This is a genomic window from Aquincola sp. J276, assembly GCF_024700035.1.
GTDB lineage: Bacteria > Pseudomonadota > Gammaproteobacteria > Burkholderiales > Burkholderiaceae_C > Aquincola > Aquincola tertiaricarbonis.
This window is the reverse complement of sequence record NZ_JAJONC010000002.1, coordinates 257,582-270,600: the sequence shown is the minus strand read 5'-3', so window position 1 is coordinate 270,600 and position 13,019 is coordinate 257,582. Positions and strand designations below refer to the sequence as shown.

General features: G+C 73.1%; 7 protein-coding genes and 1 pseudogene. 4 read left to right on the top strand and 4 right to left on the bottom strand.

The window, feature by feature from the left end:
• Positions 1-42: 42 nt before the first annotated feature.
• Together xth and ligD are read left to right on the top strand one after the other, a co-directional pair.
• The gene (gene xth, locus LRS14_RS19085) at positions 43-819 is read left to right on the top strand and encodes an exodeoxyribonuclease III (RefSeq protein WP_257800667.1); all 777 of its coding nucleotides are present in this window, start codon (positions 43-45) and stop codon (positions 817-819) included.
• Positions 820-823: 4 nt separating this feature from the next.
• Positions 824-3,412, top strand: coding sequence for a DNA ligase D (gene ligD, locus LRS14_RS19080; protein WP_257800666.1), 2,589 nt, complete (start codon positions 824-826; stop codon positions 3,410-3,412).
• Here ligD and LRS14_RS19075 read toward each other — a convergent pair.
• Together LRS14_RS19075 and LRS14_RS19070 are read right to left on the bottom strand one after the other, a co-directional pair.
• On the bottom strand, positions 3,409-3,849 hold the full coding sequence (locus LRS14_RS19075; RefSeq protein ID WP_257800665.1) for an META domain-containing protein: 441 nt from the start codon (positions 3,847-3,849) through the stop codon (positions 3,409-3,411). The genes ligD and LRS14_RS19075 overlap by 4 nt on opposite strands.
• Positions 3,850-3,909: 60 nt before the next feature.
• Positions 3,910-4,746: a class I SAM-dependent methyltransferase gene (locus LRS14_RS19070; RefSeq protein WP_257800664.1), complete on the bottom strand. Its 837-nt coding sequence runs from the start codon at positions 4,744-4,746 to the stop codon at positions 3,910-3,912.
• Positions 4,747-4,840: 94 nt separating this feature from the next.
• Between LRS14_RS19070 and LRS14_RS30355 the strand changes: the two genes are divergently transcribed.
• Positions 4,841-6,871, top strand: coding sequence for a BTAD domain-containing putative transcriptional regulator (locus LRS14_RS30355; RefSeq protein WP_310740858.1), 2,031 nt, complete (start codon positions 4,841-4,843; stop codon positions 6,869-6,871).
• Here LRS14_RS30355 and LRS14_RS19060 read toward each other — a convergent pair.
• Both LRS14_RS19060 and LRS14_RS19055 read right to left on the bottom strand, forming a co-directional pair.
• Positions 6,811-8,793 carry a diguanylate cyclase domain-containing protein gene (locus LRS14_RS19060; protein ID WP_257802173.1) on the bottom strand — a complete coding sequence of 661 codons (1,983 nt, stop codon included), beginning with the start codon at positions 8,791-8,793 and terminating at the stop codon, positions 6,811-6,813. The genes LRS14_RS30355 and LRS14_RS19060 overlap by 61 nt on opposite strands.
• Positions 8,794-9,161: 368 nt before the next feature.
• Positions 9,162-9,572, bottom strand: a pseudogene (locus LRS14_RS19055) (LuxR C-terminal-related transcriptional regulator); the annotation flags it as partial.
• 333 nt (positions 9,573-9,905) lie between these two features.
• Here LRS14_RS19055 and LRS14_RS19050 point away from each other — a divergent pair.
• On the top strand, positions 9,906-13,010 hold the full coding sequence (locus LRS14_RS19050; protein WP_257800663.1) for an amidohydrolase family protein: 3,105 nt from the start codon (positions 9,906-9,908) through the stop codon (positions 13,008-13,010).
• Positions 13,011-13,019: the final 9 nt, after the last annotated feature.

Genomic DNA, 13,019 nt, shown 5'->3' with positions numbered 1-13,019 from the left:
GGCCATCGCCCGCCCCGGCACACCGGTTGCCAAGCGCCGGGCATGCGGGTGGCCAGCTGGAATGTCAACAACGTCAATAAGCGGCTGCCGCTGCTGCTGGCCTGGCTGGAGGCGGTCAAGCCCGACGTGGTGGCGCTGCAGGAGCTGAAGTGCACCGGCGCGCAGTTCCCGCGCGCGGCACTGGAAGCCGCCGGCTACCAGGCCCTGGTGGCCGGCCAGTCCAGCTGGAACGGCGTGGCCCTGCTGTGCCGCGGGGCCGAGCCGCTGCCCATCCGCAGCAGCCTGCCCGGCGACGAGACCGACCGCCAGGCCCGCTACATCGAGGCCGCCATCCACGGCACGGTGGTGGCCTGCCTGTACCTGCCCAACGGCAACCCGTGGCCGGGCCCCAAGTTCGACTACAAGATGGCCTGGTTCGAGCGGCTGCTGGCCCATGCGCAGGGGCTCTGGCAGTCCGGCCATCCGGTGCTGCTGGCCGGCGACTTCAACGTGGTGCCCACCGATGCCGATGCCCATGCGCCCGAGCGCTGGCGCGACAACGCGCTGCTGCAGCCCGAGCCACGCCAGGCCTGGCAGCGGTTGCTGCAGCAGGGCTGGACCGATGCGCTGCGCCATTGCCATCCCACGCAGCGGCACTACACCTTCTGGGACTACCGGCGCAACCACTGGCAGCGCAATGCCGGCCTGCGCATCGACCACCTGCTGCTCAGCGCCGCGCTGGCGCCGCGGCTGCAGCAGGCCGGCGTGGACCGCGAGGTGCGCGGCATCGAGGACAGCAGCGACCATGCGCCGGTGTGGCTCACGCTGCGCGACGAGTGACGCCATGGCCGCCGCCAAGCCTTTCACCGCCGAAGCACCGCTGGCACGCTACAACGCCAAGCGCAACTTCCAGCGCACCGCCGAGCCGGCCGGCCTGCCCGCGCCGCAGCAGGAAGCACCCCGGCCGCTGGCCTACGTGATCCAGAAGCACTGGGCCTCGCGCCTGCACTACGACTTCCGGCTGGAGCTGGACGGCGTGCTGCTGAGCTGGGCGGTGCCCAAGGGCCCGTCGTTCGACCCGGCGGTCAAGCAGATGGCCATCCAGGTGGAAGACCATCCGCTGGCCTACGGCAGCTTCGAAGGCACCATCCCGAAGGGCCAGTACGGCGCCGGCACCGTCATCGTGTGGGACCAGGGCAGCTGGGAGCCGGTGGGCGATGCGCGGGCCGGCCTGCAGCGCGGCAAGCTGCTGTTCAAGCTGCATGGGCAGAAGCTGGCCGGGCTGTGGGAGCTGGTGCGCATCTCCAAGCCCGGCAGCGACGACAAGCAGCCGCAGTGGATGCTGTTCAAGAAGCGCGGCGACGCCTGGGCCCGGCCGACCGCCGAGTACGACGTCATCAGTGCGCTGCCCGACAGCGTGGTGACGCATCCGCTGGGCCTGCTGGAGCAGCACGACGACGGCCCCGACCTGTCCGCCGCCCGCCGCGCGACCCTGCCCGCCCGGCTGGCGCCGCAGCTGGCCACGCTGGCCGCCGCCCCGCCGGCCACCGGGCCGGACGCGCTGCAGTGGGTGGCCGAGAGCAAGTTCGACGGCTACCGCATGCTGGCGCGCATCCAGCGCGGCGCGGTGCGGCTCATCACCCGCAACGGCCACGACTGGAGCGACCGCCTGCCGGGCCTGGTCGCCGCGGTGCAGGCGCTGGGCATCGAGGCCGCCTGGCTGGACGGCGAGATCGTGGTGATGAACGATGCCGGCGTGCCCGACTTCAACCGGCTGCAGAACGCCATCGACGACGGCCGCGGCGCGCAGCACATCGTGTACTTCGTGTTCGACCTGCCCTACCTGGGCGACCAGGACCTGCGCGCCGTGCCGCTGCGCCACCGCCGCGCGGTGCTGCAGGCGTTGATGGCCGAGCGGGCCGACCGGGCCGGCACGCAGGTGCAGTTCAGCCAGGCCTTCGATGCGCCGCCGGCGCAGCTGCTGGCCGCGGCCTGCCGGATCGGGCTGGAAGGCGTGATCCTCAAGCAGGCCGATGCGCCCTACGTGTCCGGCCGCACCGAGACCTGGCTCAAGCTCAAGTGCCAGCACCGGCAGGAATTCGTGGTGGTGGGCTTCACCGACCGTGCCGGGGCGCGCGCCGAGGTGGGCAGCCTGCTGCTGGCCTACCACGAGGCGCCCGACGGCGGCCGCGCGGCCGGGGCGCTGCGTTCGGCCGGCTCGGTGGGCACCGGCTGGAGCACCTCCACCGCGCGCGAGCTGCACCAGATGCTGCTGGCGCTGGAGACGTCGCAGCCGGCCATCGACCCGGCCACGGTGAAGCCCGGCCGCTGGTCGCGCCGCACCGCGGGCAGCGAACGCTGGGTGCGGCCGGAGCTGGTGGTGGAGGTGGCCTTCGCCGAATGGACGCCCGAAGGCCATGTGCGGCATGCCACCTTCCGCGGCGTGCGCAGCGACAAGCCCGCGCGGGAGATCCGCCGCGAGCAGGCCACCGCCAGCCCGGCAACGGCAACGGCCACCGCTGCCGCGCCGCCGCCCGCCGCGCCCGGGCGGAAGGTGACCAATCCGCAGCGGGTGATCGACCCCAGCACCGGCATCACCAAGCTGGCGCTGGTGCGCTACTACGAGAGCATCGCGCCGTGGATGCTGCCGCACCTGAAGGACCGGCCGGTGTCGCTGGTGCGGGCGCCGCAGGGCATCACCGCCGAGCTGTTCTTCCAGAAGCATCCGGAGACCCGCATGCCCGGCCTGCGCGAGCTGGACCCGGCGCTGTGGCCCGGCCATGCCGCGCTGCTGGCGGTGGACACGCCCGAGGCCCTGGTGGCCGCCGCGCAGATGAACGTGGTGGAGTTCCACACCTGGAACTCCACCACCCGCCACATCGACAAGCCCGACCGGGTGATCTTCGACCTGGACCCCGGCGAAGGCGTGGCCTGGCCGCAGCTGCAGGAAGCCGCGCTGCTGATGCACACGCTGCTCACCGAGCTGGGCCTGCAGGCCTGGCTGAAGACCTCGGGCGGCAAGGGCCTGCATGTGGTGGTGCCGCTGGCGTCGCGGCTGGCCTACGACAAGGTGAAGGCCTTCTCGCAGGCGGCGGTGCAGCACATGGCCCGCACCATCCCGCAGCGCTTCGTGGCCAAGTCGGGCGGCGGCAACCGGGTGGGCAAGATCTTCATCGACTACCTGCGCAACGGCCATGGCCAGACCACGGCGGTGGCCTTCTCCGCCCGCGCGCGGCCAGGCATGGGCGTGTCGATGCCGGTGGACTGGGCGCAGCTGCCCGCGCTGAAGGGCGGCGCGCAGTGGACCATCGCCACCGCGCGGGAGTACCTGTCGTTCCAGCAGCAGGACCCCTGGGCCGGCTACTGGACCTGCCGGCAGACGCTGGGCGCCGCGCTGAAGAAGCTGCCGCCCACGGGCGCAGCAGCAGGCTAGGGAAAGCGGGTGCCGCGCAGCACGCCGCGGCCGGCGCCGTCGCGCAGCTCCAGCAGGCCATCGGGCCGCACGCGGGCGGTGCGGGCGTTCTCCAGCGCGGTGAGGATGCGGTCCTCCTGCTCCATGGCCAGCGGCCCGCAGGCGCGGCGGGTGGTCACCACCGGGCCCACGCGCAGGCGGTCGCCTTCCAGCACGTAGCTGCCGCTCAGCGTGTTGCAGCTGGTGTGGCCGGTGAGCGCACCGCCTTGGCCGAAGTCCAGCCGGGCCTGGCTGCGGTCGAGCAGGGGTTCCTGCTGCGCCTGGTCCACCCGCCACAGGCCGTCCACCACCAGGGCCGGCGGTGCCGGTGCCGGTACGGCGCAGCCGCCCAGCATGCCGAGCGCCACCAGCGCCCCTGCCACCCGCCTCGCCCGCCGCCCATCGCACTTCATCCGCATCGGCCAACTCCTGCCCCCGGACCACCGGGGCGGCCGGTTATAGCAGCCGCCGCGGCGGCCTCACCGCCGGGTGATCACCACCTCCAGGTATTCGCTGGGCACCACCAGCGTGCCGGGACCGCCGCGGTTCAGCGACTCCAGCAGCGCCAGGATGTCCTGCGCCAGCGCCTGCGCACGCTCGGGCGGCAGCGAGGCAAAGGCCTTGTGGGTGGGCCCGTACCAGGTGCGGAACACGTCCAGGAAGTGCTCGGCCGAGCGGTAGCGGAACTGGAAGAGCCGCGGCACGGCCTGCAGGCGGGCCGCCTGCCCGCCGAACAGCGCCTGCAGATGCGCCTCGGTGCCCCAGAGCGACGGCGGCTGCACGCCGGCCGGCGGCGGCAGGTGGCGGCCCAGCGTCTTGAACAGCTGGCCGATGAAGCCGCCCGGCGTCCAGTTGGCCAGGCCGATGCGGCCGCCCGGCCGGCACACCCGCAACAGCTCCTGCGCGGCCACCGCATGCCGCGGCGTGAACATCACGCCGAAGGTGGACAGCACCACGTCGAACGAGGCATCGGCAAAGGGCAGCTGCTCCGCATCGGCGGCCTGGAAGCTCACTTCGAGCCCCTCGGCACGCGCTCGCTCGGCGCCGCGCTCGAGCAGCGCGGGCACGTAGTCGGTGGAGGTGACGCGGCCGCCGCGGCGTGCTGCGGCCAGCGTGGCATTGCCGTTGCCGGCGGCCACGTCCAGCACCTGTTCGCCCCACTGCAGGTCGCAGGCCTCGGCCAGCTGCTCGCCCACCAGCTGCAGCGTGGTGCCGATCACTGCGTAGTCGCCGGATGCCCAGGCATCGCGCTGCCGCGCCTTGAGGGCCGAAAGATCCGGCGCCGCCGGGGTGGTAGAGGAAGACAATGGGTCCATGTCGGGTCTCCTGCCGGGTGAAGCGGCCACTGTGCGCGGCGCCGGTGGAAAGCCGCGTGGGAGCGCCCGTGGAAACTGAACGGGAGGTGGTGGCGTGCAGTCGCTCGGCGATGCGGTGGGGCGGGATGGAGCGGCGGAGGTGGAAGCCGGATCGCCGGCCGATGCGCTGTCGCTGTGCCTGCTGGGCCCGCTGACGTTGCGCCGCGGGCCGCGGCCGATGCCGCTGCCAGCCTCGCGCAAGGCTCGGGCGCTGCTGGCCTACCTGGCGATGTCGCCCCGGCCGGTGGCCCGGGATGCGCTGTGCAGGCTGCTGTGGCAGCTGCCCACCGACCCGCGCGGCGAGCTGCGCTGGTGCCTGAGCAAGCTGCGTGGCGTGGTGGACCAGCCGGGGCATCCGCGGCTGCTGGCCACCGACGGTGGCGTGCGGCTGGCGCTGCATGCGCACGAGGTGGACGTGCTGCGCATCGAGCGGGCGCTGCGGCCGGCGGATGCTTCTCCAGCGGCTCGCCCGCCGCCGGACGCCGACCTGCTGCGCGGGCTGCTGGGCGCTTTTCAGGGCGAATTCCTCGAAGGCCTGGCACTGCAGAACAGCCCGCCGTTCGACGCCTGGCTGCAGGGCCAGCGCCGGCGGCTGCGGGCGCTGCAGGCCGGCCTGCTGCAAGCGCTGGTGGACCTGCTGCCGCGGCAGGCGGACGAACGCATCGAGCTGCTGGGCCGCTGGCTGCAGCTGGCGCCGCTGGACCTGGCCGCGCACGAGCGGCTGCTGCAGGCGCTGGCCGCGCAAGGCCGCTGGCCGGAAGCGCAGCAGCACCTGCAGGCGGCGATGCAGCAGTTCGCGGCGCAGCGGGTGGACGCGATGGCGCTCAGCCAGGCCTGGCAGCAGGCACGGCTGGGTGCGGCGCCTTCGCCCCGGCCGGCAGCCGTGGTCCAGGGCGCGCCGGCCGGCCGCGCCTCCATCGCGGTGATGCCCTTCACGGAGCTGCAGGCTGGCGGCGACGGCCGCAGCCCGCTGGGCGCCTGGCTCGCCCATGACGTCACCACCCGGCTGGCCAAGCTGCGCACGGTGTTCGTCATCGCGCAGGCCAGTGCGGCGGCGCTGGCGGGCCAGGGCCTGGCCGCCGGCGCCGCCGCCCAGGCCTTGAACGTGGGCTACGTGGCCAGCGGCAGCCTGCACCGCGACCGGCAGGCGCTGCGCATCGACGTGCAACTGGCCGAGGCCGCCAGCGCCCGCATCGTGTGGGCCGACGTCTTCAGCGCGCCGCTGGGCGACCTGCTGGACGTGCTGGAACAGCTGGGCGATCGGCTGGTGAACGCGCTGGCCAGCCAGGTGGAGATCGCCGAGCGGGCCCGCGCGGTGCTGCTGCCGCCCAGCGAACTGGACGCCTGGCAGTCGCACCACCGCGGCCTGGGCCTGATGTACCGCTTCGACGCGGCGGACAACCGGCAGGCGCAGGGCTTCTTCCAGGCCGCGCTGCGGCGCGATCCGCACTTTGCACGGGCTCATGCCGGCCTGTCCTTCACCCATTTCCAGGACGCCTTCCTCGGCTGGCAGCCGCGTGCGCTGGCGGTGCAGCACGCGTGGCGCGCCGCGATGCAGGCCGTGGAAGCCGACGAGCAGGACCCCGCCGCCCGCTGGGCGCTGGGCCGCGCGCACTGGCTGCGCGGCCAGGTGCCGCAGGCGCTGTGCGAGCTGGAGACGGCGCTGCAGCTCAGCCCCAGCTTTGCGCAGGGCCACTACACCCGCGCCTTCATCCTGGCGCAGTCCGGCGATGCGCTGCAGGCCATTGCCGCCAGCGACCATGCGCGGGCGCTGAGCCCCTACGACCCGCTGGTGTTCGCGATGCTGGCGGCGCGGGCCCTGGCGCTGGTGCGCCTGGGCCGCCACGAGGAAGCCGCCGATTCGGCGCTGAAGGCGGCGGCGCGGCCGCATGCGCATGTGCACATCCTGGCCATCGCGGCGCTGTGCCTGGCCCTGGCCGGGCGCTGGCCGCAGGCCCGCGCGGTGGTGGACAGCCTGCAACCGCGGTCGCCGGGCTACCGGCTGGCGGACCTGCTGGCGGCGTTTCAGCTGTCGGAGGAGGCCAGCGCGCTGCTGTCCAGCGTTGCGCCGCACGTGGGGCTGTGAGGCCCGGCGCACTCGTCCGGGGCCACCGCCAGCCGGCCCTTGCCGCCGCGCTTGGCGGCCAGCATCGCCCGGTCGGCCGCGCTCAGCAGCTCGGCCGGATCGGTGATGGCGGCGCTGGAGGTGGCCACGCCGGCGCTGGCGCCCACCTGCACCTGCCGGCCGTCGGGCAGCACGATGGGCGCGTTCACCGCGGCCACCACCCGCTCCAGCACCTTGCGCCAGCCGTCGCCGGCCAGCGGCTGCAGCACCAGCACGAACTCGTCGCCGCCGATGCGGGCCACGGTGTCGGTGGTGCGCACCTGCGCCGCCATGCGGCGGGCCACCTCCACCAGCAGCAGGTCGCCGGCGTCGTGGCCATGGGCGTCGTTGACCGCCTTGAAGCCGTCCAGGTCCATGTAACACACGGCCACCTCGTCGCCCGGGCGGCGGCGCGCGGCCAGGCCCTGCTGCAGCCGCTCCAGCAGCAGCACGCGGTTGGGCAGCTGGGTCAGCGCGTCATGGCGGGCGGCATGGCTCAGGTGGTCGTGCGCCTCGCGGGTGGCAGTGGCATCCACCGCCATCCAGAAGGTCTCGTGCTCGGACAGGCGCATGCCGTTGAGGTCCACCCACAGCTCGTCGCCTGACTTGCGCCGCATGCGCACCTGCGCGCGGTAGTTGGCGCCGCTCAGCAGCAGCGGATAGGCCTCGCGGCCCACGCGGTGGAAGGTTTCCTCGTCGGCATACAGCAGGCGCATCGGCTGGCCTTCCAGCTCGCCGTCGCCGTAGCCCAGCAGCGTCTCGAAGGCCCGGTTGCGCCAGGTGATCATGCGCTGCTCCAGCTTGATCATGCCCACCAGGTCGTTGTTGAGCATGGCCGTCTGCTCGGCCAGCAGGCTGCCGATGCGCTGCTGCGCCTGGCGCTGCGCCAGCGCATGGGCGGTGATGGCCTGCATGGCGCCGGCCTCGCGGGCGCCGAAGCGGTACACCGCCGCGGTGGCCAGGCCCACCAGCGCCCAGGCCAGCGCGGCCATCAGGCCCACCTGCCAGGCCTGGTGGTACCAGGGCGCGAAGAAGCGGTCGTTGCTGACGCCGGCGAACACCGTCAGCGGCCAGCCCTCCACCGCGCGGTAGGCGGTGGTGCGGTACATGCCGTCCACCGCCACGCGGGAGACGAAGGCGCCGCCGCTCGGCTTGGCCGCGACGGCGTCGGCCAGCTGCTGGGAGACCGAGACCGTGCCCGCATCGCCCTGCGAGCCGCCGCCGGGCGAGCGGCGGGCCACCAGCCGCAGGTCGGGCGTGCGCAGGGCCATCGCATCGCCCAGGCCCAGGTCGTAGCGGTCGAACACCTGGGCGAAGTGCTCCACCGTGAGGGTGGCATACATCGCGCCGGCGAAGCGGCCGGACACCAGCACCGGCCGCACCACCGCGATGACCCAGTGGCCCGAGGCGCGCGAGCGGAAGGGCCCGGCCAGGATGGGCCGGTCGCCGCGGTGGTTCAGCGCCTGCTGGAAGTATTCGCGGTCGGCCACCGAGGTGAAGGTGGTGGACGGCCAGCCCCAGGCCACGCGGCCGCTCTCGTCGGACATGCGCAGCGATTCCACGCCCTTGAGCAGGCGGTAGCGGCTGCGCAGCAGCGCATCGATGGCGGGGCCGTCGTTGGCGCTGCGCAGGCCGGTGCGCTGCATGTCGTCCAGCGTGGCCTGCATCACCGAGTCCACCTGCGCCAGTTCGCTGCCGATGTTGAGCTGCGCGACCGCCGCCAGGCCCTCGGCCAGGTTGAGCGCACGGGTCTCGTAGCCGCGCTTGGTCGACTGCAGCACCGACCACACCAGGCTTGCCAGCAGCAGGCCCACCAGCAGGTTGGCCAACAGCAGCCAGCGCATCAAGCGGCCGCGCTTGGCGACGACTCGATCGACCAGGGACTGGGGGTTGGAATTCGGCATGGACTGCTCAACGACATGCTCCGGCGCGCAGGGCCGCCGGCTGCCGGACCCGAAAGCCCGGCGAAAAACACCTACAACTCGATCTTTCCGTACTGCCGCGGCGTGGGCGAGGCGGCCACGGCCCGCCAGATCTCCAGCGCCTGCGGCGTGGCCGGAATGCGCATGCGGGCGCACCAGCTGACGAAGGCGGGATCGGTGGTGTCGGCCGAGTTCGCTCGGGCGTCGATGGGAGGCAGAGCGCTGGGAACTGCAGGGGGCGACTCGGGGGCATCCTTGCACTATCGGTGCAAGCGGCCCCCGGCTTGAATCAGAGGTAGCGGGTGCTTGCCTGCCTGTTCGGCGGAAGCCGCGGGCACGTCGTCGGCCGGCCGCAGGTGTTCCACCGCGAATTTCACCAGCTCGCCCGGGCTGCCCAGGTGCAGCTTGCGCCGCAGGTGCAGCCGGTGCGCCTCCACCGTGCGCACCGACAGGCCCAGCGCCTGGGCGATGCGGCGGTTGCCGGCGCCCTGCGCCAGCCACTGCAGCAGCGTGCGCTCGCGCGGCGTGAGCCGGACCGGCGCCGCATGCAGGGCCACCGGCGGCGGGCCATGCAGGTCCACCGCCAGCCGGTGCAGGGCCTGCAGCGCTTCCTCCAGCCGCTGCACCGAGCGCTGCACGCCCTGCTGCAGCCGCCGCTGCGAGGCGGGCAGGTTCGATGCGGTCTCGACCAGCAGGCCCTGCAGCGCCAGCCGGGTGACCACCAGCTGCTGCGCCACGCCGTCGTGCAGTTCCGCTGCCAGGCGCCGGCGTTCCTGGCGCCGCGCCTCGGCCTGGCTGCAGCCGCAGTCCGCCGCCTGCACGGGCAGCGGGGTGGGCCTGCCTGAGCCGCTTGCCTGCATCCGCCAACACCTCCTGCCCCGGTGGGGGCCGGGCCAGTCTAGGCCCGCATGCACCAGCGTGGTGAACGGGGCTTGTGTCCGTTTGCGTCCGGGCCTGCGGGCCCGACCGCGTAGTTCCGCGTAGGGGATCGGCCGGTGCGCCAGGCGCGGGGCAGTCCCCAGAATGGGTTGCACCGGGCCGCCCGCCGCACAGACCGGCACCTATCACAAGGCCCCTGCCAGGAGACAGAGCACATGAAGCGACATGCATGGATCGCAGGCGTGGCCGTGGCCGTCCTGCTGGGCGGCTGCCCCTTCGACGACGACGACGATGACGACGGCCCCGGCCGGCCCGAGGAGCTGAGCGGACTCAGCGGCTCGGTGCGCGACGTGACGGTGGAGCTGCGCGAAGGCACCAACATGGCCGCCTCGCCCTCGCCGGATGGCCGGCGCATCGTGTTCTCGGCCCAGGGCGCGCTGTGGGTCATCGACGCCCAGGGCGGCGAGGCCCGGCGCATCACGCCGTGGACGCTGGAGCCCACCGCGCCGGTGTGGTCGCCCGACGGTCGCAGCATCGTTTTCCAGAACTACACGCTGGACGGCAACTACCACCTCTGGCGCATCGACCCCGACGGCGCCAATGCCACCGAGCTGACCACCGGCCCCTACGACGACCGCGAGCCCGCCTGGACGCCCGACGGCACCGCGCTGGTGTTCGCCTCCGACCGGGGCAACGACGGCAACTACAAGATCTGGCGCTACACCCTGGCCAGCGGCGCCTACCAGCAGGTCACCCAGGGCGCCGGGGCCGAGAGCAACCCGATCGTGTCGCCCGACGGCACGAAGGTGGTCTTCGTCGACACCAACAACCTCTACACCGTGCCGGCCGCCGGCGGCGAACGCACGCTGGTGGGCCCCGGCATCGCCCCGGCCTACAACCGCGATGGCTCCGCCCTGGTGTACCAGACCCCGGCGCGGGTGCTGACGGTGGGCGGCACGCCGGTGTCGGGCAGCGAGGACCTGTTCGGCTTCCCGGTGCGCTGGATGCCCGACGGCCGCATGCTCTACACCGCCGACGGCAAGCTGCGCACGCGCGACGCCAGCGGCGGCAATCCCACGGACATCGGCTTCACCGCGCAGCTCAGCGTGCGGCGGCCCGTGATCACCGCCACCAAGGACCGCGGCTTCGACCGCCTGGCGCCGCGGCCGGTCACCGGCGTCAGCGCGCCGACGCTGTCGCCCGATGGCCGCAGCGTGGCCTTCGTGGCGCTGAACGACGTCTGGGTGATGAAGATCGGCGAGGCCCCGGTGCGCCTGACCGACGACCTGGACCGCGACGGCAGCCCGCAATGGACCCGCGACGGCAGCGCGGTGTACTTCTCCACCGAGCGCGGCAACGCCGGCGCGCTGGCCATCGACCAGGTGGTGGTGGCCACCGGCGTGCGCACGCGGCTGGGCGCCATCGCCGCCAAGTCGATGGTCACGCCGATGATGTCGCCCGACGGCAGCCGCATCGCCTACACCACCGGCTCGGGCCAGCTGGAGCTGTGGAACATCGCGGCGCAGTCGGCCGAGGTGGTCATCCCGCAGGTGAGCTCGCAGGTGAGCACGCCGCAGTGGCTGCCGGGCGGCGACAAGATCATGCTGGTCGACAACGAGCGCATGAACAACCGCTTCCGCGAGGGCTACAACGCGCTGCGCGTGATCGACCTGGCCACCAAGACGGCAGTGTTCCACCGCGTGGCCGAGCGGCCGCGGCAGATCTCCGACCGCGAGGAAGGCGCGGCGGTGGTGTCGCCCGACGGCACGCAGGTGGCCTTCGTGATGGACTCGGTGCTGCATGTGATGCCGCTGGGCGCCGGCGGCGTGCCTTCGGGCCCGCCGCGGGCCATCACCACCGAGGCGGCCGACCTGCCCTCGTGGGCCGGCGATTCGCGCACGCTGCTGTACAAGGCCGGCACCCGGCTGCGCACGGTGCAGGCCGACGGCAGCGGCGCGGCCGACGTGCCGCTGTCGATGGACTGGCAGCCCGCGGTGGGCCCGGCCACCACCATCGTGCGGGCCGGCCGGCTGTGGGACGGCCGCAGCGAGACGCTGGCCACCGATGTGGACATCGTGATCAACGGCCACCGCATCACCGCCATCCGGCCGCACCAGCCGGGGGCCGAGACCGCGGCAGACCGCTACATCGACGCCAGCGCGCTGACGGTGATGCCCGGCCTGTGGGACCCGCACGTGCATCCGCTGACGCTGTACCAGGGCGGGCAGTTCGGGCAGATCTCGGCGCTGATGCTGGCCTACGGCATCACCAGCACGCAGTCGGTGGCCGGGCCGCTGCACCAGAGCATCGAGATGCGCGAATCGCTGGAGGCCGGGCGGCTGGTGGGGCCGCGGGTGTTCGTCTCGCCGCCGCTGTGGGAGGGCAACCGGCTCTTCTACAGCTTCGCCCGCACCCTGCGCACCACCGAGGTGGCCGAGATGGAGATCGCCAAGGCGCGCGCGATGGGCGTGGACTACATGAAGTCGTACGTGCGGGCGCCCATTCCCGTCATGACCCGCATCGCGCAGGCGGGGCTGGACGAAGGCATTCCCACCGGCACCCACATGCTGTCGCCGGGCGCGGCCACCGGCATCGGCGGCACCACGCACCTGTCGGCCACGCAGCGCATGGGCTATGGCTGGGCGAAGTCGCTGAACGGCATCACCTACCAGGACGCCTTCGACCTGCATGCCAAGGCCGACTTCCATGTGGTGGACACGCTGTTCTCGTCGATGGCGCTGGTGGGCCAGGACCCCAGCGTGCTGCTGGGCGAGCGCTTCGCGCTGCTGGTGCCGCCCAACTTCGTGGCCGGGCTGCTGGCCACGCCGGTGCCCACGGCGGAGACGCTGGCCACCATCCGGCGCGATGCGGCGCAATCGCAGAAGGTGGCGGATGCCGGCGGGCTGCTGGCCATCGGCACCGACTCGCCCCTGGTGGCGCCGGGCATCGGGCTGCACATGAACCTGCGCGGCTCGGGGCTGGTCACCAGCAACCACCGGGCGCTGCAGAACGTGACCATCAACGCCGCGCGCATGAGCTACCTGGACAAGGACCTGGGCACGGTGGAGCCCGGCAAGCTGGCCGACCTGGTGATGGTGCGCGGCAACCCGCTGGAGGACCTGAAGAACGCCGCCAACGTGGAGATGGTGATGAAGAACGGCGTGGCCCGCACGGTGCCCGAGATCCTGGCGCCCTTCCGCACGCCGCAGGCACTGGCGGCACGCTCGGAATCGCTCAAGGCCTGGCGGCGCATGTGCCTGTTCCGCGGCTTCGGCGTGCAGGACGAGGCCTGCCACGGCAGCACCATGCATGCGCACTGACGGCCACCG

Coding starts and splice junctions, on each gene's coding strand:
- LRS14_RS19070 (WP_257800664.1), bottom strand. CDS start 4,746: ATGGACCCATTGTCTTCCTCTACCACCCCGGCGGCGCCGGATCTTTCG.
- LRS14_RS19060 (WP_257802173.1), bottom strand. CDS start 8,793: ATGCCGAATTCCAACCCCCAGTCCCTGGTCGATCGAGTCGTCGCCAAG.
- xth (WP_257800667.1), top strand. CDS start 43: ATGCGGGTGGCCAGCTGGAATGTCAACAACGTCAATAAGCGGCTGCCG.
- LRS14_RS19075 (WP_257800665.1), bottom strand. CDS start 3,849: ATGCGGATGAAGTGCGATGGGCGGCGGGCGAGGCGGGTGGCAGGGGCG.
- LRS14_RS19050 (WP_257800663.1), top strand. CDS start 9,906: ATGAAGCGACATGCATGGATCGCAGGCGTGGCCGTGGCCGTCCTGCTG.
- ligD (WP_257800666.1), top strand. CDS start 824: ATGGCCGCCGCCAAGCCTTTCACCGCCGAAGCACCGCTGGCACGCTAC.